Source organism: Rhodococcus sp. NPDC127527, assembly GCF_042672245.1.
In the GTDB taxonomy this organism is placed as follows: Bacteria; Actinomycetota; Actinomycetes; order Mycobacteriales; family Mycobacteriaceae; genus Rhodococcus_G.
Map to the genome: position 1 here is coordinate 480,328 of NZ_JBHXVP010000001.1, position 25,120 is coordinate 505,447.

Sequence of the window (25,120 nt, forward strand, 5' to 3'; positions counted from 1 at the left end):
AGGGGGTATTCACCCCCCGTGATGCGGGAAATAGCGTTAGACCCCACAATGGCCGGGTGAAACGCACCGTGACCGCCCTCGCCCTGGGGGCCACCCTCCTGCTCGCCGGCTGCAGCTCGGACGACAGTTCCTCTTCCGCCGCCGCGACTCCCGCCGCGTCCGCCGCGACCTGCCCCGCGGACGCCACCAACGACGATCCGACGGCCGCCGTCATCGCCAAGACCGCGACGCTGCCCGCGGGGGTGACCGTCGACGGTGCCTCCACCAGGATCGACGGCGAGAAGATCCAGGTCACGGTGCGTCTGTGCGGCAGCGGCCTGACGGGCGACTCACTGAAGAGCGCGGCCACGGCGGTGGCGACCCCGATCAAGGACTCGGTGCTCGCCAACTCCCTCGGGGTACTCAACGTCCAGGTGGTTGGCGGAGACTCGGTCCACAGCACCGACTTCCAGACCTGGAACAGCTGACAGCACCCCCGGCACCCGCGCGGGCTCCGCATCCTCGTCCGGATCCGGCTGCGCCGCTGCGGCGTCGCCGTGGCCGGGCCACCAGGCCTTGTGCCCGAGCAGCGCGGTGATGGAGGGCACCAGGAACATCGACATCACGAACGACGAGAGCAGGATGCCGAGTGCCACGGCGAAGCCCATCTCCGTCATCAGTGCGATACCGGAGAGCAGCATCGACCCGAAGGTGCCGGCCAGGATGACGCCCGCCGCGCCGACCGACGGCCCGCCGTGCTCGATGCCCAGGCGGGCGGCCTCCCGCGGATCGCGACCCTCGCGGGCCTCCTCTCGCAGCCGGGCGATCATCAGGATGTTGTAGTCGGTGCCGATCGCCACCACGAACAGGTAGAGCATGATCGGCAGCGAGAACGAGATGCCGGGCCGATCACCGACCACGCTGAACAGGAACGCGGTCGCGCCCATGGTGGAGAAGAACACCAGCACCACCGATGCCATCAGGTACAACGGCGCCACCAGTGAACGCAGCAGCAGGGCCAGGATCAACGCGATCAGGACGCCGGCCACCGGGAAGATCACCGACAGGTCGCGGTTGTTGGCGTCGCGGATGTCGGTGAACGCGGCCGTCGGTCCGCCGACGAGGACCTCGGTTCCCGCCGGGGCGGCGGCGTGCGCGGCGTCGCGCAGCGGGTCGATCGCATCGAGCGCCTCGTTGGACTGCGGACTGTAGTTCAGCAGCAGGTTGATCTGTGCGGTGCTGCCGTCCTTGGAGATCAGTGCGAAACCGCCGTCCGGTCCCGCGGGCATGGCGCCGCCGATGCCGGGGGCCGTGGCCAGTTCGTGTGCGACCCGCTCGGCCTCGGCCGGATCCAACGGGCTCCCGTTCGTGGAGTGCAGGTACACCAGGGTCGGGTTCAGCGCGCCGGCCGGGAAACCGGACTGCAGGTCCTTGATGCCGCGGGCCGATTCCGTGGTCGAGGGTAGCTGGCCGAGCTGGTCGTAGTCCGTCTTGAAGCCGAACATGCCCAGCGCCAGCACCACGAGCAGCCCGCCGGAGATCAGTGCGACCACGCCGGGGCGGCGTCCGGTGAACGCGCCGAGCTTGGCGAACACGGTGCCCTTCGGCTCCTTCTGCCAGGACTTCGACGGCCAGAACACCTTGGTGCCGATCAGCGAGACGATGGCCGGGATCAGGGTCAGTGAGGCCAGCGCCATGATGCCGACGCCGATGGCCAGGCCCGGGCCGAGGCTGCGGAACGCGCCGAACACGGCGAGCAGCAGCGCGCAGAACGCGACGATGATCGCGCCGGCGGCCGAGGCGATGACCTCACCGACCCGTTCGACGGCGTGGACGAGGGCAGAGGTCTTGTCCTCGCCCGCGCGCAACCGTTCACGGAAGCGGAACAGCAGGAACAGGATGTAGTCGGTGCCGACGCCGAACAGCACCACGGTGAGGATGATCTGCAGCGACTGGTCGACCTGCAGACCGGTGCCCTTCGCGACGAGCGCGATGATGCCCGGCGCGATGGACGAGACGATGCCGACCGACACGATGGGCAGCAGCGCCGCGACGGGGCTGCGGTAGATGACCAGCAGCAGGCCGATGATCAGCAGGACCGTGACGATGCCGATGATCGCCTCGGCGTTCTTGAAGGCTTCCTCGTTGTCGACCATGAGGGCGGCGTCGCCGGTCACCGACATTCGCAGGTCGCTGCCCTTCAGCGAGGTCGTGCCGATCTCCCGGATCTGCTTGACCGCCTCACCGACCGGCTTCTCGTCCGGCATGCCCTGCAGGCCGACGCTGACCAGCTGAACCTGCCGGTTCTCGGAGACCGCCTGGGGGCCCGTCTGGACTGCGACGACGCGCTCGATTCCGGCCGAATTCACGGTCCCGGCCAGGCCCTCGATCTTGGCCTGGTCGTCCGGGGACAGCGCCTGTCCGTCCTCGCGCTTGATCACGATGGTCGCGGTGGCGTCCTCGGTCTTCGCGAACTGGTCCTCCGCGAGGTGCTGCGCCTGAATGGATTCGTACTTGTCCGGGAGGAACCCGGACTGTTCCTTGTTGAGCACGTCGCTCAGCGTGGGCGCGAAGGCCACCACCGCGACGGCGGCGATGATCCACGCCGCGATGATCTTCCATGGATTGTGTACGACGAACCGAGCCAATTTCTCGAACATGTGCCCCTCCACACCGCGTTCTTCGATTTTGCCTACCGTGCGGTAGGTAGACTAGCGAGGTGCCGAGGTGCCCGGCAACAGCAATTACTGTGATGAGGCTCGACGGCAGGTCGAGTGCAGTTGTGGAGGTGGACGGCGTGGGTGCGCGAGACACGAGGTCGGCCATTCGCGAGGCGGCGCTGCGACTGTTCCTCGTCAAGGGGGTCGAACAGACGAGCCTGCGGGAGGTCGCCGACGAGGTCGGCATCACCAAGGCATCGCTCTACTACCACTACGAGTCCAAGGCGGACCTGCTCGCGGCCGTGGTCGCGCCGGTGCTCTTCGTCATGCGTGACGTCGTGGACGGCCTGTCGGGGACGCCCCACGACCAGGATGGCGTTCGAGAACTACTGCGCCGCTATCTCGTCGGATTGCTGAACCACCGTGCGGAGGGATCGCTGTTCGTCCGGGACGCCGCCGCGATGTCGGCAGCGCTCGAGTCGATGCTGCCGGAGCTGATGGACCTGAGCAATCGCCTCCACGCCTGGTTGGCCGGTCCGAGTGCGACGGCGGAGGACACCATTCGCGCCATCGCGGCGGTTCAGGTCCTCGGCACCGCCCTGACGGCGGACACCCAGGTACCCGACACCTCCGACCGCGAGCTCGAGGCGGTCCTGCTCGACGCGGCGATGAACGTGCTGCGGCCGGGCACGATCGGCACCGTGAACTGGGCGCCTGGCGTGCCGGATACCACCACACGCTGACCAGGCCACGTAGGTTTCGGGGATGGATGTTCGGCAGTTGGAGTACTTCCTCGCAGTCGTCGACAGCGGCGGCGTGAACCGGGCCGCAGCCGACCTGCATGTCGCGCAGCCCTCCCTCTCGCAGTCCATCAGGAAGCTGGAGAAGGACCTGCGGACCGAGCTGTTCCACCGGGTCGGCCGGGGCCTGGTCCTGTCCCCGGCGGGGGAGGCGCTCGTCGGACCGGCCCGACAGGTGCTGCGGGACATGGACACCGCGCGCGAGGCCGTGCGCGAGGTGCGCGAGGTGGAGCGGGGCAGGATCGACATCGCTGGCCTGACGGACATGTCGACGGACCCGCTGTCGGTGTGGGTGGCGCAGTTCCGGGTGAAGAATCCGCGTGTCAGTCTCCGGGTGGAGGAGCGCGAACGGCTGTCGGACGTCGTCGAGCTGGTCAAGTCCGGTGCCTGCGAGCTGGGCATCACAGTCCTTCCGCTACCCCTGGAAGGGCTGATGCAGGAGTCCCTCGTGGACCAGCAGCTGGTGCTGGTGCTGCCGCCCGGGACGGAGGCGGATCTGCCCGACCCCGTTCCGCTGGAGGCGATGTCGGGAATACCCCTGGTGATGGGGGAGCGCAACAGCGCCAGCCGTGACTATGTGGAGGCGATGCTGCGTGCGAGTGGCGTCGAGCCGCTCGTCGCGGTCGAGGTGCCGCAGCGGGGAGCTGTGGTCCCGATGGTGCTCGCCGGCGCGGGGGCCGCGATCCTGCCGTTGCGGGTTGCCCTCGACGCCCGGTTGCGCGGCGGCGTGGTCCGTGACTTCTCGCCCCAGCTCGTCCGGGAGATCGGCGTCATCCATCGTCCCGGGCGTCTGACCGAGGCGGCGTCGGCCTTCCTCGACAACACCAGGAACCGGCTCGCCTCGTGGAACCGGGCGATGGACCGCCGAATGGAATCGGGAATGTCGAAGGTCGAGGCCGCCGCGATGACGGTCGCTGCCATCGAGAAACGCCAGCTCGAGGCGTTCCTGGTGGAGTCGCCGATTCGTCCGGACCCGGGGCGTTCGCGGGACGACAGATAGGCAAATGCAGTCACCGTGGCCAAGAACAGGTCTTTGACGCTGTCGGTCGGGGGCGCGTTTGATGTGACGTAGGTCATCACGGCAAGCGGCGTGAGACGTCACATACCCCACCGGAGGCGCCCGATGTCAGCTCAGGTCACATGCTCGATCGTCCGCAATGTCGCGACGGTGACCCTCTGCAACACCGAACGCCGCAACGCCGTCTCGGTCCAGCTCCTGCGCGACCTCGACGGCATCCTCGCGCAGCTCGAGGAGAACCGCGACGTCCGGGTCGTCGCGGTGACCGGATCCGGCTCGGCGTTCTGTGTCGGCGCCGACCTCGCCGCGCCGCCCGAACATCGCTCGCTGCGAGGCGATTCGGTCGAGGGCGACACCGCGCGCCTGCGCGCCGCGACCGACGTGGCGCAGCGCCTCTACCGGATGCCACAGCTCACCGTGGCCGCGATCAACGGGGCCTGCGGCGGGGCGGGGTTGTCGCTGGCGTTGGCGACCGATCTCCGGGTCGCCGCCGACACCGCGGTGTTCAACACGGCCTTTCTCGGCGCCGGGCTCTCCGGTGACCTCGGCGGCATCTGGTTCCTCACGCAGCTGCTCGGCTCCGCACGGGCCCGCGAACTGTTCCTGATGCCGGGGAAGTTCGACGCTCGACGTGCCGCCGAGATCGGTTTGGTCACAGAGGTTTCCGCCGCCGCCGACCTCGCCGAGCTCACCGATCGGGTCACCGCCCGCCTCGCATCCGCCGCACCGGTCGCGGCCAGGGCGATGAAGCAGAACCTGCTCGGTGCGCAGACCATGCCGCTCGCCGACTACCTGGGCGTCGAGATCGACCGCATGGTCCGGTGCTTCCACACCGAGGACGCGCGTGAGGCGGCGTCCGCCTTCCTGGAGCGCCGCGAACCAGTGTTCGCCGGTCGCTGACCGCTCCACTCGCCACGCGGCAGCCATGACGCGCTGCCCCCTTTGGAGACCATCATGACCATCGAAGCACCACATCGCTCCCGAGCAGCGTCGACGTCCCGGTTCGCGGCGCGACACCGGGCCTGGATCGTCACGTTGCTGCTGCTCGCCTTCATGCTCCTCAACTTCGCCGACAAGGCCGTTCTCGGCTTCGGCGGCGGCCAGATCATGACGGACCTGGGCATCTCGGCCCAGCAGTTCGGCCTGCTGCAGAGCGCCTTCTTCTGGCTGTTCGCGGTGGGCGCGGTCGTCGTCGGGGCCCTGTCCTCCCGAATCAACGTGCGATGGCTCGTCTCGGCGCTGATGCTGATCTGGGTCCTGACGATGCTCCCGCTGCTCGGCCCGGTCAACTTCACCGTGCTGCTGGCGTGCCGGATCGTGCTCGGCTTCGCCGAGGGTCCCGCCTACGCGCTGGCCACCCACATCGTGCACTCGTGGTTCCCACCGGAAAAGCGTGGCCTGCCGGGCAGCGTCGTCACCGCGGGAGCGTCCATCGGCCCGCTGCTCGCGGCGCCGGTACTGACCTGGGTGATCGTCACCTGGTCCTGGCACGCGGCGTTCGGGGTGCTCGTCGTCGGCGGCGCGTTGTGGCTGGTGGCCTGGCTGACCCTGAGCAAGGACGCGCCCGAACAGCGGCTGGCGTCGCCGACCGTGGGCGTCCCGGACGGGGTGACGGTGCCGCCGGTCCAGGCGCCGCTGCGGGTCCTGCTCACCACCGGCACCGTGGTCGGAATCGGCTTCCTGACCTTCTTCGCCTACTGGTCGACCACGCTCAAGGTCTCCTGGTTGCCGCTGTACCTGACTCAGGGGCTCGGCTACGACCCGATCACCGCCGGTCGCCTCATCACCGTTCCCTACGCGGTTGCCGCGGTGGCCGCCATCGGCGCGGGTCTGCTCTCGAACCGGTTGACCGCGCGCGGGGTGTCCCGGCGCATCACCCGCGGCTACCTGGCGGGCGGGCTGGTCGTCCTCGCCGGACTATCGATGTACCTGTTCACCACCATCGGCCAGGGGCCGCTGCAGATGCTGTTCGTGACGCTCGCCTTCTCGATGAACTCCGCGGCCTACGCGGTTGCGTTCGTGGCCGTCGGTGACGTCGTGCATCCGAAGCAGCGGGGCACCGTTCTCGGCTGCCTCGTCGCCTTCTACAGCATGGCCGGCGTCATCGCGCCGCTACTGCTGGGGCACTTCGTGGGCGACGCCGCCGACAAGGCGACCGGGTACGGGCAGGGCTTCGCGATGACCGGGATCCTGATGACGATCGGCGGGGCGCTCGCGCTGTTCCTGGTTCGGCCCGAACGTGACTTGACCAAGATCCGTGAACGAGTGGAGGTTTCGAAGTGAGTGCACCGCTGGAGGGAGTCCGGGTCGTCGACTTCGGACAGTTCATTGCGGCGCCCGCCGCGACCCAGGTCCTGGCCGATCTCGGTGCCGACGTCGTCAAGGTCGAGCCGGTGACCGGTGAGGCCGCACGGGTGATCGGCCTGTACGGCGAGGCGATTCTCCGGACCTACAACCGCGACAAGCGGTGCATTGCAGTCGATCTGAAGGATCCTCGTGGAAAGAAGATCGCACACGAGCTGATTGCCGGGGCGGACATCGTCGTCCAGAACCTGCGCCCCGGCGTGATGGAGAGCTTCGGACTCGGAGCCGAAGCGGTCCGGGCGGCGCGCCCCGAGGTCGTCTACGCGACGGTCAGCGGGTTCGGGCTGCACGGCCCGTCCAAGAGCAGGCCCGGGCTCGACATCGCCGCCCAGGCGGAGAGCGGGATCATGTGGGTCACCGGCGAGGCCGACGGCGAGCCGCAGCGGGTCGGGTTCCCCGTCGTTGACGCGGCCGCGGCGCACGTGTTCGCGCAGGCCATCCTCGGTGCCTACGTCCGCAGGCTGCGTTTCGGCGTCGGAGACGAGGTCGAGGTCTCGCTGCTGGAGGTCGCCGTCCATCTGCAGGGGCCCAACTGGGGCGAGTACCTGCTCACCGGGAACCCGCCGGTACGCAGCGGAAACGGTCAGCCGACGGTCGCCCCTGCGGCCGACATCATGCCGACGCGAGACGGTGCGATCGTCGTCTCCGCCTACTCGGTACCCCATTTCACGAAGCTGTGTACGTTGATCGAGCGCCCAGACCTGTTGCAGGACGCGAGATTCGAGTCGAATGCGACGCGGGTCGCCAACCGCGCGGCGCTGCTGGTCGAGCTGCGCGCCGCCTTCGCGCCGCTGTCTACCGACCAGGCGATGGAACTGCTGACCCGGAACGGCGTCGTGGCCGGTCGGATCAGCAGCTACGACGAGGTGCGCAAGAACCCCGACGTGGAGGCGACCGGGCTCTTCATCGACGTCGAGGGTGCCGACGGGATCTCGCACACCACCCTCGGGTCGCCCTGGAGCCTGGCCAGCGTGACCGGTGGTGGCCGCAGGGGTGCGCCGGGACTCGGTCAGCACACCACGGAGCTCCTCGGCGAGCTCGGCTACACCGAGCGGGAGATCGCAGATCTCCACGCGCACTCGGTGATTCACCTTCAGCAGTAGTCCGTCCTTACAAGACCCGGATCGGTGCACGCACCGAATCTTCACTTCCGAATACCCTTTTCAGGAGAAACCCATGATCAGAGACATCTTCAACGAGGACCACGACGCGTTCCGGGAGACCGTGCGACAGTTCGTCGCCAAGGAGATCTCCCCGAACGTGCACGACTGGGAGAACGCGGGCATCGTGCCGCGAGAGCTCTTCACCAAGGCTGCCGAGATCGGCATCAACGGCCTGCAGATCCCCGAGCAGTACGGCGGCGGCGGAGTGGACACCTTCAAGTTCAACGCCATCGTCCTCGAGGAGAACGGCTACGCCGCGGCCACTCTCGGCGGCCTGCAGGTACACATCAGCACCGTGCTCCCGTACTTCCTGGAGCTCGCGAACGAGGAGCAGCGCGAGCGCTGGTTCCCCGGCTTCGCCGACGGCACTCTGGTCAGTTCCATCGCGATGACCGAGCCTGGCACCGGATCGGACCTGGCCGGCATGGCCACCACCGCGGTCCGGGACGGTGACCACTACGTCCTCAACGGCGCGAAGACGTTCATCACCGGCGGCATCAACGCCGACCTGATCGTGGTCGTCGCCCGCACCTCCCCGGCAGGCGAGAACCGTCGCGACGGCCTGTCCCTGCTGGTGGTCGAGGCGGGCATGCCCGGCTTCACCCGGGGCCGCAATCTCGACAAGCTCGGCCTCAAGGCGCAGGACACCGCGGAGCTGGCGTTCAGCGACGTCCGCGTCCCGGTGGCGAACCTGCTCGGCGAGGAGGGCAAGGCCTTCGGCATGCTCGGGGCGAACCTCCCGCAGGAGCGGCTGACCATCGCGGTGACCGCGGTGGCCACCGCGGTGGCCGCGCTGAACCTGGCGATCGACTACGTCCGCGAGCGCAAGGTGTTCGGGCAGCCGGTGGCACACTTCCAGAACACCAAGTTCGTGCTCGCCGAGTGCGCCACCGAGATCGAGGCCGGACAGGCCATGGTCGACCGCGCCATCAACGCACTCGATGCCGGAAAGCTCACCCCGGCGGACGCGGCGAAGACCAAGCTGTTCTGCACCGAGGTGCAGTCCCGGGTGATCGACAAGTGCCTGCAGCTGCACGGCGGCTACGGCTACATGCGCGAGTACCCGATCACCCGGCTGTACGCGGATGCCCGTGTCTCGCGCATCTTCGGCGGCACCAACGAGGTCATGAAGAGCGTGGTCTCCAAGTCGCTGGGTCTCTGACCGTGATCGAGCCTGCCGTTCGTTCGTTGCCCTTCGACGAATACCTCTCTCTGGTAAGGGAGTTCACGGAGTCGGAGCTGATCGCACGCGAGCCGGAGATGGTCCGCGCCGGGGCGGTGCCGGACGATCTCGTGCGCCGGATGGCGGAGATCGGGCTGTTCGGGCTCACCCTGCCCGCCGAGTACGGCGGGCTCGGGTGGTCGGTCGAGCAGCAGGTGCTACTGACATTGGAGTTCACCCGCGCCTCGGCCGTGTACCGGTCCCGGTTCTCCACCAATATCGGGTTGGTGTCCCAGGCCGTGTTCGAGTACAGCACACCGGCTCAGCGTGAGCGCTACCTGGCCGCGATGGCGGCCGGGGACCTGGTCGCCGCGTTCGCGCTGACCGAGCCGGAGGCGGGCAGTGACGCCTCGGGACTGCAGACCACCGCGCGGCGCACCGCCGACGGGTACGTCCTCGACGGGCACAAGCGGTTCATCACCAACGGTGCGTGGGCGGATGTGCTCCTGGTCTTCGCCCGCACCGACCCCGACGATGCGGCGATGTCCGCGTTCTTCGTCGACCGCACCGCCGAGGGCGTGAGCGTCTCGCTGCCCGAGCGGATGAACGGCCACGCCGAGGGCCCGGTCGCCGAGATCGAGCTCGTCGGCGTTCGGGTCGGCCCGGACGCCCTGCTCGGCGGCATCGAGGGGCAGGGGCTGCGGCACGCACTGCGCGGCATCAACCACGCCCGCACCCACGTCGCGGCGACGGCGGTGGGCCAGGCCACCCGGATACTGACCGAGGCCAACCGGCACGCGACCCGGCGAACCCAATTCGGCCAGCCGGTGGCGGAATTCGGCGCGGTGCAGGCCATGCTCGGGCGGAGCTACGCCGAGCTCGAGGCCGGCCGGGCGCTGGTTCTGCAGTGCGCGCGCGAGTTCGACGCCGGCACGCCACCGCGGGAGAAGATCTCGGCCGCCAAGTTGTACTGCACCGAGATGGCCTCCGTCGTGGCGGACCGGGCCGTGCAGATCCTCGGTGGTGAGGGCATCGTCGGCGACCATCCGGTGCCGCGCATGTGGCGGGACGTGCGGGCCCTGCGGATCTACGAGGGCGCCTCGCAGATCCACGAGCGCAACCTGGCGCGCGCCCTGCCCGCCCTGCTCGGCCCGTAGATCGCAGTCCAGGCGGAAGGCATCGGACGGGACCGCGAGCCGTGAGCTCGCGCTCCCGTCCGATGCCGCATCCGCACAGCGCCTCGGAACGGAACTCGCCGGTGCGCTCGGTGGCTCAGGTTGTCGACCGGACCACGAGTTCGACGGGGAGCCTGGACGATTCGACGTCGCGGCCGGCGACGAGATCGAGCAGGCGTGCCAGTGCCGTCGCGCCGATGTCGTGGGCAGGCGAGCGCACCGTGGTCAGGGCCACCGGCAACTGCGCGGCAACGGGGATGTCGTTGTAGCCGATCAGGGCGACGTCGTCCGGTACGGCCAGTCCGAGGTCGCGGGTGACGCCGAGGACGCCGATCGCGATGGTGTCGCTGACCGCGAAGATCGCTCGCGGTCGGTCGAACCGGTCGAGCAGGGTGCGCCCGGCCTCGACGCCGCCTGCCACCTCGAAACTCGACGGCACGATTCGCTCCGGCGGAACCGGTATCGCCGCGTCGGCGAACGCGTCGAGGAATCCGAGCACCCGATCGCGCGCGGTGCTCGCGTGGTCCGGTCCGGCGATGACCGAGGCGTCCGTGTACCCGCGGTCGATCAGGTGGCGGGCGGCGAGGTAGCCGCCGTGCCGGTCGTCGCCGCCGACGAACGGCAGGCCCGCCTCCGCGTGACGGGTGAGGGTGAGGATCGGTAGCGACCCGACGGACAGCGACTCCACGAACGGCCGGCCGGGAATGTGGAGGCTGCTGAGCAGCAGGCCCTCGACCTGGCGTCCGACGAGCAGTTCGATCGCCCGACGCTGCGCCTCGAGGTCGTCCGGCGGGCTCGACAGGAGCACCGAGTACCCGGCGCGGGTCGCGGCCTCCTCGATGCCCTGATAGGTCGTGGCCACCACGCCGTCGGTCAGGCGCGGCATCACGACCCCGACGGTGGTGGTCTTGCGGGTCCGCAGGCTGGCCGCCCACATGTTCGGTCGGTAGCCCAGTTCCGCCGCCACCTCGCGCACCCGGAGCGCGGAGACCGACCACCCGTCGACGGGTTCGGGCTGACGGAGCACCCGGGAGGCGGTCGAGACGTGGACACCGGCCCGCTCTGCGATCTCCTTCAGCGTCGGGGGTCGATGCATGCGCCGCTCGTGCCTTCCTATCGCGTCCGACCTCGCCCTCCCGCCAGCGGTTGACGGACGTCGAGTCGGCGCCTAGCGTAGCGCACGCAAACGTTCGCGCAATCGTTCTCGCAAACGATTGCGCTGTCTCGATCGCGCCGATCCGGCCCGATCACACCCGGAGGAACCGTGTCCAACGCCCAGTCCCTGACCCAGCTCTTCGCCCTGGACTCCCTGCTCGAGCCGGAGGAGATCGAGATTCGCGACACCGTCCGGACGTTCGCGAACGACCGCATCCGGCCGCACGTGGCCCGGTGGTTCGAGGAGGCCCGTATCCCGGTGCGGGAACTGGCTCAGGAGCTCGGCGCGCTCGGCGTTCTCGGCATGCACCTCGACGGCTACGGCTGCGCGGGCATGAGCGCCACCGCCTACGGCCTGGCCTGCCTCGAACTCGAGGCGGTCGACTCCGGCATCCGAAGCCTCGTCTCCGTCCAGGGGTCGCTGGCGATGTTCTCGATCCACCATTGGGGGAGCGAGGACCAGAAGCAGGAGTGGCTGCCGCGGATGGCCGCCGGACAGGCGATCGGCTGCTTCGGCCTGACCGAACCCGACTTCGGCTCGAACCCCGCCGGGATGCGTACCAACGCCAAGCGCGACGGGGACGACTGGGTCCTCAACGGCACGAAGATGTGGATCACCAACGGTTCGGTCGCCGACGTGGCCGTGGTGTGGGCGCAGACCGACGGCGGGATCCGCGGGTTCGTCGTCCCCACCGACACCCCCGGGTTCTCCGCGCCGGAGATCCACTCGAAGATGTCGCTGCGCGCATCGGTCACCTCCGAGCTGGTCCTCGACGACGTCCGCCTGCCGGCCACCGCCGTGCTGCCGGAGGCGAGGGGCCTGCGCGGACCGCTCACCAGTCTCGGCGAGGCCCGCTTCGGCATCGTGTTCGGCGCGATCGGCGCCGCCCGCGACTGCCTCGAGACCGCCATCGACTACGCCCGGTCCCGCGAGGTGTTCGACAAGCCCCTCGCCGGCTACCAGCTCACCCAGGCGAAGATCGCCGACATGGCGCTCGAGGTCGGGAAGGGACACCTGCTCGCCTACCACCTCGGCCGCATCAAGGACCGCGGCGAGATCACCCCCGAGCAGGTCAGCACCGGCAAGTTGAACAACGTCCGCGAGGCCATTGCGGTCGCGCGTGAGTGCCGAACGATCCTCGGCGCCAACGGAATCACCCTCGAGTACCCCGTCTTTCGGCACGCCAACAACCTCGAGTCCGTCCTCACCTACGAGGGCACCTCCGAGGTGCACCAGCTGACCATCGGCCAGGCCCTGACCGGCGAGTCCGCGTTCCGGTGACGGGCGCGCTGGACGGCCTCGTCATCGCGGACTTCGGGCGGGTACTCGCGGGGCCGTACGCGACGATGCTGCTTGCCGACTTCGGTGCCGAGGTGGTCAAGATCGAACACCCCGGCCGCGGCGACGACACCCGGCACTGGGGTCCGCCGTGGGTCGGCGACGAGTCGTCGTACTTCCTCGGCGTCAACCGCAACAAGAAGTCGGTCGCGCTCGACCTGACGGATCCGGACGACCTCGCGACGGCACGGGCAGTCGTCGCACGAGCCGACGTCGTCGTCGAGAACTTCCTGCCCGGCACCATGGACCGACTCGGCCTCGGCTACGACGCGGCCCGTGAGCTCAACCCGGGCCTGGTGTACTGCTCGGTCACCGGATTCGGCAGGCACAACGATCTGCCCGGCTACGATCTGCTCGTCCAGGCGGTCGGCGGGCTGATGAGCATCACCGGGCCCGACCCGACGACCCCGACGAAGGTCGGTGTCGCGGTGGTCGACGTGATCACGGGTCTGCACGCCGCGGTCGGCATTCTCGCCGCACTGCGGCACCGAGACCGTTCCGGCGAGGGACAACGCGTCGAGGTGAACCTGCTGTCCTCGCTGCTGTCCGCGCTGGCGAACCAGTCCGCCGGCTACGTCTCCGCCGGAGTCGTGCCACACGCCATGGGCAATCGCCACCCGAGCATCGCACCCTACGAGGTGTTCGACACCGCCGACCGACCACTCGTGCTCGCGGTCGGCAACGACCGCCAGTTCGCCTCTCTCGTCACGGTTCTCGGCATTCCGGAACTCGCCTCCGACGACCGCTACACCACGAACTCCGCCCGGGTCGCGCACCGCGAGGAGCTCGTGGCGACGATCGCCGACGCCCTCGCCCCGAACTCCGCGGACGTGTGGTTCGAACGACTTGCCGCGCGGCGGGTTCCGTGCGGACCGCTCAACGACCTCGCCGACGCCGTCGCGCTCGCCGACCGACTCGGCCTCACCCCGACGGTGCAGATCGACGACCCCCGACGCGACACGCCGGTTCGGCAGGTCGCCAACCCGATCCGCCTCGACCGGACCCCACCGACCTACCGGACCGCACCACCGCGCCTCGGCGAGGACGGATAACCGCCGACAGCGCGCGCACCTGACCGGGCGCCCTCAGAGGTTCGCCGGAGTGCGGTCCGCGCTGAGCAGGCCGCGGCGCGCGAGGATCGGGCGCACGCCCTCGCCGAACCAGTACGCCTCCTCGACGTGCGGGTACCCGGACAGGACGAACTCGTCGATGCCGAGGTCGTGGTACTCCTCGATCCGGTCGGCGACCTCGGTGTGGCTGCCGACCAGCGCGGTGCCGGCGCCGCCGCGCACCAGTCCGACACCCGCCCACAGGTTCGGAGCGATCTCCAGGTTCGCGGTGCTGCCGCCGTGCAGGGCAGTCATCCGGCGCTGTCCCTCGGACTCGGCGTTCGCGAACCGGGCCGCCGCGTCGGCGATCGCGTCCGGGTCCAGGCCGGCGAGCATCCTCTCGGTCACCGCCCACGCGTCGGCGGACGTGTCGCGGGTGATCACATGCAGTCGGATGCCGAATCGGATTGTGCGCCCAGCACGTTCGGCATGCTCACGGACTGCGGCGATCTTGGCGGACACCGCGGCGGGCGGCTCGCCCCAGGTGAGGTACACGTCGGCGTGCGCGCCGGCCACCGGCAGTGCCGCCGCGGAGGATCCGCCGAAGTAGATGGGCGGCAACGGGTTCGGTGGTGCGGAGGTGGTCGCCCCGCGCAGTCTGTAGTGCTCGCCGTCGAAGTCGAACGGCGCCTCGCCCCACGTGCCGCGCAGCGCCTGCAGGAACTCGCCGGTGCGGGCGTAGCGCTGGTCCTTGGTCAGCCAGTCGCCGTAGCTCTGCTGTTCGATCGAGTCGCCGCCGGTCACCACGTTGAGCAGCAGGCGCCCGCCCGAGAGACGTTGGTAGCTCGCGGCCATCTGCGCGGCGAGGACGGGGGAGATGACGCCGGGCCGGAACGCGACCAGGAACTTCAGCCGCTCGGTCAGGGGGATCAGCGCGGCGGTGGTGAGCCAGGCGTCCTCGCAGTGCGTGCCGGTCGGGGTCAGTACGCCGGTGAAGCCGGCGTGCTCAGCGGCCCGGGCGACCTGGGTCAGGTACTCGAGGGTGGGCTCGCGGTTGCCCGCGGTCCGGGGATCCGCGGTGGAGGAGTTCGAGTTGTCCACGATGCCGCGGCCGTCGCCGGCGGTGGGCAGGAACCAGTGCAGATCGACGCTCATGAGTGTCTCCGAGGTGTCGGGGCGGTGACATGGCCGCAATTGGCAGCGCGCCGAGAGGAATTCGGTGCGGTGGGGCGGGGAAGGGGCGGCGGGGCCGCTATCGACACAGGGCCGCGGCAACGCGCAGCAGGTCGACGTGGCGTCGCACCGTGAGCGCAGCGTTGCTGGACATAAGTTCAGGTTCGCAGCGAGCGAAAGACCTGTCAACGTATTCCTTGTCGATTTCATACCCTGGTGATAGGAATTAGCGCCGGACGGTATCGGCAGCGAAGGGGGCGCGACGTGCACATCAGCGCGAAGGTCGACTACGCCGTGCGGACGCTCGTCGAGTTGGCCGCCGCCGAGGGCGCGGCCCCCGTCAAGGCCGAGTACCTCGCCGTCACACAGACCATCCCGCACAAGTTCCTCGAGGCCGTGCTCGGCGACCTGCGTCGCGCGGGCATGGTCCGCAGCCGCCGTGGGCCCGACGGCGGCTACTGGCTGGCCCGCCCGGCCGCCGAGATCGCGGTCGCCGACGTCATCCGCGCCGTCGAGGGTCCGCTCGCGTCGGTCCGCGGCCAGCGCCCGGAGGAGGTCCGTTACTCCGGGGCGGCCGAGCCCCTGCTGGACGTGTGGATCGCGGTCCGGGTGAATCTGCGGGCCGTCCTCGAGTCGGTCACGGTCGCCGACATCGCGGCCGGGAAGCTGCCCGAGTTCGTCGGCGAACTGACCGCCGATCCGCAGGCCTGGCGTCGCCGCTGATCGAGTCGCCGCGCGCCGACGGCAGGTAAATCACCTGGTTGGTAGCCTCGGTCACTATGTTGTACTCACTGTTGCGCACATACCTGCGGCCGTACCGGGCCGATCTGGCAGGTGTGATCGTGCTCCAGTTCATCTCCACGATCGCCTCGCTCTATCTGCCCAGCCTCAATGCGGAGATCATCGACAAGGGAGTCACGAAGGGCGACACCGGCGTCGTGCTCTCCACCGGCGGCATCATGCTGCTGGTCACCATTCTGCAAATCGCGTGCAGCATCGGGGCCGTCTTCTTCGGCGCCAGGGCCGCGATGGGCCTCGGCCGCGACCTGCGGGCCGCGGTGATGCACAAGGTCGGTGACTTCTCGGCCCGCGAGGTCGGGTTCTTCGGTGCGCCGTCCCTGATCACCCGCAACACCAACGACGTCCAGCAGATCCAGATGGTCGTCGTGATCAGCTGCACGATCCTGGTCTCGGCGCCGATCATGTGTGTCGGCGGCATCATCATGTCGATCGAGCAGTCGCAGGGCCTGGCCTGGGTGCTCGCCGTCGCGGTACCGGTCCTGGCGCTGACGATGTTCCTGGTGATCCGGAAGATGGTGCCGTTGTTCCGGTCCATGCAGGTCCGCATCGACGCCATCAACCGGGTGCTGCGCGAGCAGATCACCGGTATCCGCGTGGTGCGCGCGTTCGTCCAGGAGCGGGCGGAGACCGAGCGGTTCGGCGGCGCCAACGACCAGCTGGTGAACACGTCGCTGCGGGTCGGCAGGCTGATGGCGTTCATGGGCCCCGCGGTGATGCTCATCGCGAACCTCACCAGCGTCTCGGTGCTGTGGCTCGGCGCGCACCTGATCGACAACGGACAGATGCAGATCGGCGCCCTCACCGCGGTGCTGTCCTACATCATGCAGATCCTGATGTCCGTGATGATGGTGACCGTCATGACGGTGCTGCTGCCGCGCGCGTCGGTCTGCGCCGAGCGCATCACCGAGGTCCTCGACACCGTGCCGACGGTGCAGACCCCCACCTGGCTGCTGGCCGGCTGGCGCGAACGCGGCATCGTGGAGATGCGGGGGGCGACGTTCGCCTTTCCCGGCGCCGACGAGCCCGTCCTGCGCGACGTCAGCTTCCTCGCCGAACCGGGTTTGACGACCGCGATCATCGGCGGCACCGGCTCGGGCAAGTCGACCCTGCTGAACCTGATCCCCCGACTGATCGACGTCACGGACGGTCAGGTCCGGGTCGGCGCGGCGGATGTCCGCGCCGTCGACCCCGACCGCCTGCGCGCGTCGATCGGACTCGTCCCGCAGAAGCCGTTCCTCTTCTCCGGGACGATCGCGAGCAACCTGCGGTACGGCAAACCCGACGCCACCGACGCGCAACTGTGGCGATGTCTCGAGATCGCACAGGCCGCCGACTTCGTGCGCGCGATGCCCGAGGGCCTCGACACCCCGGTCGCGCAGGGCGGCACCACCGTCTCGGGTGGCCAGCGGCAGCGACTGGCGATCGCGCGGGCCCTGGTCCGGGAGCCGGAGATCTACCTGTTCGACGACTCCTTCTCCGCCCTGGACCTCGGCACCGACGCCCGGCTGCGGGCCGCACTGCGGCCCGTCACCCGCGACGCCTGCGTCATCATCGTCGCGCAACGCGTCTCCACCATCGTCGACGCAGACCAGATCCTGGTCCTCGACGACGGCCGGATCGTCGGCGCCGGCACCCACGACGAACTACTCGAACGCTGCGAGACCTACATGGAGATCGTCGCTTCCCAGTTCTCCGCGCAGGAGGCGTCATGAGCGCGATGCGAGGTCCTATGGCGCAGGCCGCCGGCCCGACCAAGAAGGCGATCAACTTCGGGCCGTCCGCGAGGCGGCTGCTTGCCAGGCTGGCGCCGCACAAGATCGAGCTCGTGGTGGTCGTCGTGCTCGCCACGGTCTCCGTGGTGCTCAGCGTCGTGGGCCCGAAGATCCTCGGCCACGCCACCAACATCATCTTCGACGGCATCGTCGGCAAGCAGCTGCCTGCCGGCCTGACCAAGGACCAGGCGGTCGCCGGGCTGCGCGAACAGGGCCAGGGCACGCTCGCCGACATGGTGTCCGGGATGGACGTGGTGCCCGGCGCCGGCATCGACTTCGGCGCGATGACCCGCGTCCTGGCCCTGGTGCTCGGCCTCTACCTGTTGTCGTCGCTGTTCGGCTGGTTGCAGGCCTACCTGCTCAACAACATCGTCCAGGGCACCATCCGGCGACTGCGCACCGACGTCGAGGAGAAGATCCACCGGCTTCCGCTGAAGTACTTCGACACCAACCAGCGTGGTGACCTGCTCAGCCGGGTCACCAACGACATCGACAACGTCGCGCAGACCGTGCAGCAGACCATCAGCCAGCTGCTCACCTCCCTGCTCACGGTGATCGGCATCCTGGCGATGATGTTCTGGATCTCGCCGTTGCTCTCGCTGATCGCGATCCTGACCGTGCCCGCGACCGTCGCGGTCACGGCGGTCATCGCGAAGCGGTCGCAGAAGCACTTCGTCGCGCAGTGGCAGACGACGGGCGCGCTCAACGCCCAGATCGAGGAGGCCTTCACCGGGCACGAGCTGGTCAAGGTGTTCGGGCGCCAGCGTGAGGTCGAGGCAGAGTTCGACCAGAAGAACGAACACCTCTACCAGTCGGCGTTCAAGGCGCAGTTCATCTCCGGGATGGTCATGCCGGCGGTGATGTTCCTCGGCAACCTGAACTACGTCGCGATCGCGGTGCTGGGCGGCATGCGGGTGGCCTCCGGCACGATGTCCCTCGGTGACGTGCAGGCGTTCATCCAGTACTCGCGCCAGTTCACCCAGCCGCTCACGCAGGTCAGCTCGATGGCGAACCTCATGCAGTCCGGGGTCGCGTCCGCCGAACGGGTCTTCGAGCTGCTCGACGAGGACGAGCAGAGCCCGGACCGGGTGCCGGCGACGACGCCCGCGACCCGGCGCGGCCGCGTCGACTTCGACCGGGTGTCCTTCCGGTACAAGGAGGACCAGCCACTGATCGAGAACCTGTCGCTGACCGCGCACCCCGGTCAGGTGGTTGCGATCGTCGGGCCCACCGGCGCGGGAAAGACCACGCTGGTGAACCTGCTCATGCGGTTCTACGAGGTCAATTCCGGTCGGATCCTGTTGGACGGCACCGATATCGCGCAGATGACCCGCGACGATCTGCGGTCCCGGATCGGCATGGTGCTGCAGGACACCTGGCTGTTCGGCGGGACCATTCGCGAGAACATCGCCTACGGGATGGCGGACGCCACCGAGGAGCAGATCGTCGCCGCGGCCCGGATGAGCTACGTCGACCGATTCGTGCACTCGCTGCCCGACGGATACGACACTGTCATCGACGAGGAGGGCAACAACGTCAGTGCGGGCGAGAAGCAGCTGATCACCATCGCGCGGGCGTTCCTGTCGCAACCGTCGATCCTGATCCTCGACGAGGCGACGAGTTCCGTCGACACCCGCACCGAACTGCTGGTCCAGCACGCCACGGCGGCCCTGCGCAGCGACCGCACCGCGTTCGTGATCGCGCACCGGCTCTCGACCATTCGCGACGCTCACCTGATCGTGGTCATGGAGGACGGTCACATCGTCGAGCAGGGCACCCACGACGAGCTCCTCGCGCACCGCGGTGCGTACTTCGAGCTCTACAACAGCCAGTTCGTCGGGCCGGTCGCGGCCCCAGCGTGAGCGAACTGATTGGATGAGTGACGTGCCAGGAACGACCGACGACGCAGTGCCGGTGCCCACCCCGTCCGACCCGTTCTTCACGGTCGGCACCCGGCTGCCGGGTCAGCTGGGGCGCACCGGCACCATCCACACCCCGCACGGCGACATCGCCACCCCCGCGTTCATCGCGGTCGGCACCAACGCCACCGTCAAGGCGGTGCTGCCGGAGACGATGAAAGACCTCGGCACGCAGGCGGTTCTGGCGAACGCCTACCACCTGTACCTGCAGCCGGGTTCCGATGTCGTCGACGAGGCGGGCGGGCTGGGACGATTCATGAACTGGCCCGGGCCGACCTTCACCGACAGCGGCGGGTTCCAGGTGATGTCGTTGGGCGTCGGCTTCAAGAAGGTGCTGTCGATGAACTCGGTCGGCGTGCAGTCGGACGACGTCATCGCCGCGGGCAAGGAACGTCTCGCGCACGTCGACGACGACGGCGTGACCTTCAAGTCGCATCGCGACGGCTCCCGGCACCGGTTCACACCGGAGATCTCGATGGGCATCCAGCACCAGCTCGGTGCCGACATCATCTTCGCCTTCGACGAGCTGACCACCCTCTTCAACACCCGTGGCTACCAGGAGGAGTCCGTCGAGCGCACCCAGGCCTGGGCGGTGCGGTGCATCGCGGAGCACGAGCGGCTCACCGCCGAGCGGACGCACCGGCCCTACCAGGCACTGTTCGGGGTGGTGCAGGGCGCGCAGTACGAGGACCTGCGCCGGCAGGCCTGCCGCGGGCTCGAGTCGATCGTGGGGGAGTCCGGCCGCGGGTTCGACGGGTACGGCATCGGCGGCGCGTTGGAGAAGCAGAACCTCGGCACCATCGTCCGCTGGTGCAACGAGGAGTTGCCCGAGCACAAGCCCCGGCACCTGCTCGGCATCAGTGAACCGGACGACCTGTTCACCGCCATCGAGAACGGCGCCGACACCTTCGACTGCGTCAATCCGTCGCGGGTGGCGAGAAATGCCGCGATGTACACCGCGAACGGGCGGTTCAACGTCAATACCGCGCGTTTCCGTCGCGATTTCAACCCGATCGACGAGAACTGCGACTGCTACACCTGCCGCAATTACTCGCGCGCGTATCTGCACCACCTGTTCAAGGCGAAGGAAATGCTCGCGTCCACGCTCGCGACGATTCACAACGAGCGATTCACCATCCGGCTGGTGGACCGGATCAGGGACAGCATCGACGGCGGATACTTCGACGAGCTGAAGTCGGAGACCCTCGGCCGGTTCTACGCCACCGCCCGCGCCTGACCATCCGCCCCCCAAGCGTTGAACGGGGGTTCAGCGGTCAGTTCTCCGCAGCGGATGGCCACTGAACCCCCATTCAACGGATGACGTAGGTCGGTTCGCGCTTCTTCACGTAGGCGATGACGCGGTAGGTGATCGGCATGACCAGCACCTCGACCAGCGTCTTCCACACGAAACCGACGATCACGTAGTTGACGAAGTCGTCCCAGCTGCTGATGCCGATGGCGCCCGCCGCGATGGAGCAGAAGATCAGGGTGTCCGCGAACTCGCCGACGATCGTGGACCCGATCAGCCGGGCCCACAGGTGCTTCTCCTTGGTGCGCTCCTTGATCGCCACCATCACCAGCGAGTTCAGCATCTGCCCGACGAGGTAACCGGCCAGGCCGGCGAGCAGCAGCCGCGGGTACACCCCGACCACCGCGGACAGCGCGTCCTGGTGCTCGTAGAAGTCGGCCGAGGGCAGTGCGATGAGCACCCAGAAGCAGGCCGACGCCAGGATCATGGCGCCGAAGCCCAGGTAGATCGCGCGCCGGGTGGACTTGAACCCGTACACCTCGCTGAGCACGTCGCCGAGGACGTAGGCCAGCGGGAACAGGAAGAACCCGCCGTCGGTGATGATCGGCAGGACCTGGAACGGGCCGACGCTGAGGTCGGAGTCCGCGAAGAACGCCACCCCCTTGGTGGCGCAGATATTGGAGATCAGCAGCGTGGCGGTGAAGAGCGCCACGAAGGTCGGGTAGTAACCGCGTCCCGCGTGGGCGAAGACGGTGGTCTCGGGATTCTTCTCGACCGGTTCTGACACTGTCACGTCGGCCATCCAAGCACCGACACGACGTCGGGCGCGAACCCGACCCTGGTGGGAGGGGTGCGCGCCCGACGCTTTCGCGAGGATTGTCCGATCAGGCCGCGACCCGGCCGCCGATCGTGACCCGGTAGGCGTACGTGGTGGCGATCACGGACATCGGGATCGTGACGAGCAGGCCCACGAGGCAGAGGACGAAACCGATGATGTTGAGGCCGAACAGGGCCAGCGCGAGCAGCACCAGGGTGCCGACGTTCGAGGAGACGGCCTTGTAACTGGACTTGATCGCGGTCACCGCGTCCTGTTCCTGGTCGACGACGAACTGGATCGTCCACCAGGTCAGGAAGGCCACGATCAGGCCCGGGACGAACAGCAGCAGGAAGCCGATCCAGGTGAGGACGCCGACGATCAGGCTGGCGATGATGATCGCCCCGACATTCGCGAACTGGAAGAACGAGCCGAATCCCGGGCGGTTGCCGTCCACCTCGTGCAGCGCGCCGCGGACCAGGGCGGCACCGACGAGGTATCCGACCACGGCGATGACCAGCGAGCCGATGATCCGGAGCGGTGAGTACAGGTCCGAGAAGTCCGAGCTGGACGAGAACCCGCCGAAGAGGAGATTGACCACACCCTCGATGACCGCCGCGATCAGCAGGATGCCCACCCACACGCCCGCGTTGGCGCTGAACTTGCTCCACGCGTAGCTGATGGCGTTCCCGACGCTCAGCTGCTGCGGGCCGGTGGGTCCGCCGTAGCCGGGTCCCGGGTAGTTCGGCGCGTTGTACCCGCCGGGCGGCGGGGGCGGCGGCGGGTATCCGCCGGGCTGCGGCTGCCCGTAGCCAGGCGGCGGCGGGTATCCGGCGGGCTGGTTGGGGAACCCGCCCTGCTGCGGCGGCTGGCCGTAGCCGGGCGGCGGCGGGGGATAGCCGGGCTGGCCGCCGGCAGGCGGAGGCGGCGGGTATCCCTGCGCCGGATTCGGCGGCTGCGGGGGATGGGGCGGCTGCTGGGGATTCTGCGGGTAATTCGGGTCCGGGGTTTGCCCGGGTCCGGAACCTCCGGGGGGCGGGTTCTCACTCACTTGGTTTCCCTCGTACTTCCGTCATGGTCGAAAATGGTCGCCATTTTGGCAGTGCTGCGACGACACTACGTGCGTTCGGGTCGCTGCACACCTTCACGAACAGGTGATTCGTACCAATTCGGCCACGACTATTAACTTCGCGTGAATACCCGTGGGCGAATGGGCGCGCGAGGCGCGAAATGCGATCGGGTCAGCCGCGCGACTTGATCTCCTTGACGTCCTCGGCGACCTTGATCACGGCCACGTAGAACTCGAGGCTGATGCGCATCAACGCCAGCACGATCAGGCCGATCAATGGCGCGCCGACGAGGACGAGCAGTCCCACCGCGGATCCGTTGGCCAGCCCGGCGATGCCGGCGAACACACCAGCCGCCGTGTACAGGCCCACGATCACCGTCATCAGGATGTAGAGGACCTTGACGACCTTCGGCGTCACGTAGCTGTTGAAGTTGAAGTCGAACAGCGCGGAAAAGAATCCCGCGCCCATTTGTCCGGCACCGCCACCGGCGGGCGGTGCCGGCGGATATGCCCCGAACCCGGCCGGGCCGGGATGCGGCGGGGCCTGGTTCGGCGGGCCGGGATATCCGTACCCGGGCCCCGGATACGGTGCGGCCGGCTGGGTGTACTCGGGCGGCGTCGGTGCCATGCCGTACGTCGGTGCCCCGCCGTACTCGGAATCCTGTGGGTTGGTCGGTCCCCCGGTGGTCATGTTTCCCCTCTTCTCACTCCGCACGTCGGTAGTGCCTCGCGAAGGCTAGGGGTGGTCGCCGACGTTTGCCAGACAACACGCGGCTAACTCGACGTCGGGTTGCCCACACCCGTCACGGGGCGGGAAAGACCCAGGGGCCGCGGGGAAGTTCGGCCGGGTCGAAGCGGGACAGGAGGTCCGGCAACGCCGGGGTCTCGCCGTCGGCTGCCATTCCGAGCGAACGGGCGAGCACGGCCCGCACCTCGTCCGGATCGTGACCGGCCGCGTGCTGGTCGGCGAGGGTGACTGCGCCGTCCCGTTTCGCCAGTCGCTTGCCCTCGTGGTTCAGCGCGAGCGGGACGTGCGCGTACCGCGGCACGGGCAGCCCGAGCAGGCTCGCGAGGTAGGCCTGCCGGGGAGCGGAGCTGAGCAGGTCGTCGCCGCGGACCACCTGGTCGACACCCTGGTCGGCGTCGTCGACGACCACCGCGAGGTTGTAGGCGGGGACGCCGTCGCCGCGCCGGAGCACCACGTCGTCGACCGCGCCGGTGTACTCGCCGTGCAGGTCGTCCTCGACGGTGAACTCGCTCGCCGCGGCCCGCAGCCGAATCGCGGGCGGTCGTCCGGCGTCCCGCTTGGCCTGACGCTGCGCCTCGGTGAGGTCGCGGCAGGTGCCCGGGTAGTGCCCGTCGGGGCCGTGCGGTGCGGTCGCGGCCTGCTGAATTTCCCTTCTCGTGCAGAAGCACTCGTACGTCAGGCCCGCGTTGGTCAGGGTGTCGAGGGCCGCGGCGTACAGCGGGAGTCGCGCGGACTGGCGGACGATCTCGCCGTCCCAGTCGAGCCCGAGGGCGGCCAGGTCGTCGAGTTGCCGCGCCTCGGCGCCGGGCCGGACGCGGTCGAGGTCCTCGACGCGCATCAGGAAGAGGCGGTCGGTGGAGCGGGCGAACAGCCAGGCGAGCAGCGCGGTGCGCAGGTTGCCCAGGTGCAGGTCGCCGGACGGGCTGGGTGCGAATCGTCCGGCACCCGACACCCACTGACTCATGGCGCCCACCCTATCGAGGCTCAGGAATTAGGCCGCGAAAGCATGCACGGGTCGCGTCCGCGTCCACTATTTTGGACGGATGTCCAACTGTACGTTCGAGCAGGCGCGGACGGCCGTTGCCGACGCCGCGCGCCAACTGTCGAACGACGGTCTGGTGCTCGGCTCGGCGGGCAACATCAGTGTCCGGCTCGACGAGGGGATCGCGGTCACCGCGACGGGGGCGCGATTCGAGGCGCTCGGCCCGGAACACGTCACCCTCGTCGACCTCGACGGGCGGATCGTCGACGGCGATCTCGTTCCCACCTCCGAACTCGACCTGCACCTCGGGATCTACCGCCGGTACGGAGCGGGCGCGGTCGTGCACACGCACGCGCCGACCTGCGTCGCGGTCACCTGCGTCACCGACGAACTGCCCTGCGTGCACTACCAGATGCTGACCTTCGGCGGCGCGGTCAAGGTCGCGCCGTTCGCGCCGTTCGGCAGTGCGGAACTGGCCGACCACGTGGCCGAGGCGTTGGTGGGGAAGACCGCGGCGCTGATGGCCAACCACGGCACCGTCACCTACGGCGCCGACCTCGCCGCCGCCATGGACGCGACGCGCCTGCTCGAGTGGGCGGCGACGGTCTACTGGCGCGCCCGGTCCATGGGCGAGGTGCGGGCCCTCGACGAGGAGGCGCAGGCCGCCGTGATCCGGGCGGCGGTCGAATCGAAGTACGGCAGCACCCGACCGTCCTGAAACCCTACGAC

The 25,120-nt window shown here is 68.9% G+C and carries 22 protein-coding genes; 14 read left to right on the forward strand and 8 right to left on the reverse strand.

Going from position 1 to position 25,120, the window contains the following annotated elements:
• Nucleotides 1–329: 329 nt before the first annotated feature.
• Nucleotides 330–2,639: an MMPL family transporter gene (locus tag ACFVH2_RS02240; RefSeq protein ID WP_378421125.1), complete on the reverse strand. Its 2,310-nt coding sequence runs from the start codon at nucleotides 2,637–2,639 to the stop codon at nucleotides 330–332.
• Between the two features lie 137 nt (nucleotides 2,640–2,776).
• On the opposite strand from ACFVH2_RS02240, the gene ACFVH2_RS02245 reads away from it, so the two are divergent.
• From ACFVH2_RS02245 to ACFVH2_RS02275, 7 genes are all read left to right on the forward strand, one after another.
• Nucleotides 2,777–3,382, forward strand: coding sequence for a TetR/AcrR family transcriptional regulator (locus tag ACFVH2_RS02245; RefSeq protein ID WP_378421127.1), 606 nt, complete (start codon nucleotides 2,777–2,779; stop codon nucleotides 3,380–3,382).
• A 22-nt stretch (nucleotides 3,383–3,404) separates the two neighbouring features.
• Nucleotides 3,405–4,439 carry a LysR family transcriptional regulator gene (locus ACFVH2_RS02250; RefSeq protein ID WP_378421129.1) on the forward strand — a complete coding sequence of 345 codons (1,035 nt, stop codon included), beginning with the start codon at nucleotides 3,405–3,407 and terminating at the stop codon, nucleotides 4,437–4,439.
• Between the two features lie 123 nt (nucleotides 4,440–4,562).
• A complete protein-coding gene (locus ACFVH2_RS02255; protein WP_378421131.1) occupies nucleotides 4,563–5,357 on the forward strand; it encodes an enoyl-CoA hydratase-related protein in 795 nt (264 codons plus the stop codon).
• A 54-nt stretch (nucleotides 5,358–5,411) separates the two neighbouring features.
• Complete coding sequence (locus ACFVH2_RS02260; protein ID WP_378421133.1) at nucleotides 5,412–6,740, forward strand: MFS transporter; 1,329 nt, start codon at nucleotides 5,412–5,414, stop codon at nucleotides 6,738–6,740.
• Nucleotides 6,737–7,924, forward strand: coding sequence for a CaiB/BaiF CoA transferase family protein (locus tag ACFVH2_RS02265; protein WP_378421135.1), 1,188 nt, complete (start codon nucleotides 6,737–6,739; stop codon nucleotides 7,922–7,924). The genes ACFVH2_RS02260 and ACFVH2_RS02265 overlap by 4 nt, the downstream gene beginning before the upstream one ends.
• Before the next feature lie 73 nt (nucleotides 7,925–7,997).
• Complete coding sequence (locus tag ACFVH2_RS02270; protein ID WP_378421137.1) at nucleotides 7,998–9,146, forward strand: acyl-CoA dehydrogenase family protein; 1,149 nt, start codon at nucleotides 7,998–8,000, stop codon at nucleotides 9,144–9,146.
• A gap of 26 nt (nucleotides 9,147–9,172) precedes the next feature.
• Nucleotides 9,173–10,303 carry an acyl-CoA dehydrogenase family protein gene (locus tag ACFVH2_RS02275; protein ID WP_378421139.1) on the forward strand — a complete coding sequence of 377 codons (1,131 nt, stop codon included), beginning with the start codon at nucleotides 9,173–9,175 and terminating at the stop codon, nucleotides 10,301–10,303.
• Nucleotides 10,304–10,418: 115 nt separating this feature from the next.
• Here ACFVH2_RS02275 and ACFVH2_RS02280 read toward each other — a convergent pair whose 3' ends face one another.
• Entirely contained in the window at nucleotides 10,419–11,417 is a 999-nt protein-coding gene (locus ACFVH2_RS02280) for a LacI family DNA-binding transcriptional regulator (protein ID WP_378421141.1), read from the reverse strand.
• A gap of 168 nt (nucleotides 11,418–11,585) precedes the next feature.
• Between ACFVH2_RS02280 and ACFVH2_RS02285 the strand changes: the two genes are divergently transcribed.
• Nucleotides 11,586–12,758 carry an acyl-CoA dehydrogenase family protein gene (locus ACFVH2_RS02285; RefSeq protein WP_378421144.1) on the forward strand — a complete coding sequence of 391 codons (1,173 nt, stop codon included), beginning with the start codon at nucleotides 11,586–11,588 and terminating at the stop codon, nucleotides 12,756–12,758.
• A complete protein-coding gene (locus ACFVH2_RS02290; RefSeq protein WP_378421145.1) occupies nucleotides 12,755–13,867 on the forward strand; it encodes a CaiB/BaiF CoA transferase family protein in 1,113 nt (370 codons plus the stop codon). The genes ACFVH2_RS02285 and ACFVH2_RS02290 overlap by 4 nt, the downstream gene beginning before the upstream one ends.
• A gap of 33 nt (nucleotides 13,868–13,900) precedes the next feature.
• On the opposite strand, the gene ACFVH2_RS02295 is transcribed toward ACFVH2_RS02290, so the two are convergent.
• Together ACFVH2_RS02295 and ACFVH2_RS02300 are read right to left on the reverse strand one after the other, a co-directional pair.
• Nucleotides 13,901–15,019, reverse strand: a complete 1,119-nt coding sequence (locus ACFVH2_RS02295) for an LLM class flavin-dependent oxidoreductase (RefSeq protein ID WP_378421147.1) — start codon at nucleotides 15,017–15,019, stop codon at nucleotides 13,901–13,903.
• Between the two features lie 97 nt (nucleotides 15,020–15,116).
• Nucleotides 15,117–15,191, reverse strand: coding sequence for a putative leader peptide (locus tag ACFVH2_RS02300; RefSeq protein WP_378421397.1), 75 nt, complete (start codon nucleotides 15,189–15,191; stop codon nucleotides 15,117–15,119).
• 110 nt (nucleotides 15,192–15,301) lie between these two features.
• On the opposite strand from ACFVH2_RS02300, the gene ACFVH2_RS02305 reads away from it, so the two are divergent.
• The 4 genes from ACFVH2_RS02305 to tgt are packed head-to-tail and all read left to right on the forward strand — an operon-like array spanning nucleotide 15,302 to nucleotide 20,766.
• A complete protein-coding gene (locus tag ACFVH2_RS02305) occupies nucleotides 15,302–15,760 on the forward strand; it encodes an RrF2 family transcriptional regulator (RefSeq protein ID WP_378421149.1) in 459 nt (152 codons plus the stop codon).
• Nucleotides 15,761–15,816: 56 nt separating this feature from the next.
• On the forward strand, nucleotides 15,817–17,550 hold the full coding sequence (locus tag ACFVH2_RS02310) for an ABC transporter ATP-binding protein (RefSeq protein WP_378421150.1): 1,734 nt from the start codon (nucleotides 15,817–15,819) through the stop codon (nucleotides 17,548–17,550).
• Nucleotides 17,547–19,472: an ABC transporter ATP-binding protein gene (locus tag ACFVH2_RS02315; RefSeq protein ID WP_378421152.1), complete on the forward strand. Its 1,926-nt coding sequence runs from the start codon at nucleotides 17,547–17,549 to the stop codon at nucleotides 19,470–19,472. The genes ACFVH2_RS02310 and ACFVH2_RS02315 overlap by 4 nt, the downstream gene beginning before the upstream one ends.
• A gap of 22 nt (nucleotides 19,473–19,494) precedes the next feature.
• A complete protein-coding gene (tgt, locus tag ACFVH2_RS02320) occupies nucleotides 19,495–20,766 on the forward strand; it encodes a tRNA guanosine(34) transglycosylase Tgt (RefSeq protein ID WP_378421154.1) in 1,272 nt (423 codons plus the stop codon).
• A 73-nt stretch (nucleotides 20,767–20,839) separates the two neighbouring features.
• Here tgt and ACFVH2_RS02325 read toward each other — a convergent pair whose 3' ends face one another.
• The 4 genes from ACFVH2_RS02325 to gluQRS form a co-directional block, all read right to left on the reverse strand.
• A complete protein-coding gene (locus ACFVH2_RS02325) occupies nucleotides 20,840–21,580 on the reverse strand; it encodes a queuosine precursor transporter (RefSeq protein ID WP_378421156.1) in 741 nt (246 codons plus the stop codon).
• Nucleotides 21,581–21,662: 82 nt separating this feature from the next.
• A complete protein-coding gene (locus tag ACFVH2_RS02330; protein ID WP_378421158.1) occupies nucleotides 21,663–22,643 on the reverse strand; it encodes a hypothetical protein in 981 nt (326 codons plus the stop codon).
• Between the two features lie 190 nt (nucleotides 22,644–22,833).
• Complete coding sequence (locus ACFVH2_RS02335; protein WP_378421160.1) at nucleotides 22,834–23,352, reverse strand: DUF4282 domain-containing protein; 519 nt, start codon at nucleotides 23,350–23,352, stop codon at nucleotides 22,834–22,836.
• 112 nt (nucleotides 23,353–23,464) lie between these two features.
• Nucleotides 23,465–24,373, reverse strand: coding sequence for a tRNA glutamyl-Q(34) synthetase GluQRS (gluQRS, locus tag ACFVH2_RS02340; RefSeq protein WP_378421162.1), 909 nt, complete (start codon nucleotides 24,371–24,373; stop codon nucleotides 23,465–23,467).
• A 79-nt stretch (nucleotides 24,374–24,452) separates the two neighbouring features.
• On the opposite strand from gluQRS, the gene ACFVH2_RS02345 reads away from it, so the two are divergent.
• The gene (locus ACFVH2_RS02345) at nucleotides 24,453–25,109 is read left to right on the forward strand and encodes a class II aldolase/adducin family protein (protein ID WP_378421164.1); all 657 of its coding nucleotides are present in this window, start codon (nucleotides 24,453–24,455) and stop codon (nucleotides 25,107–25,109) included.
• Nucleotides 25,110–25,120 lie beyond the last annotated feature (11 nt).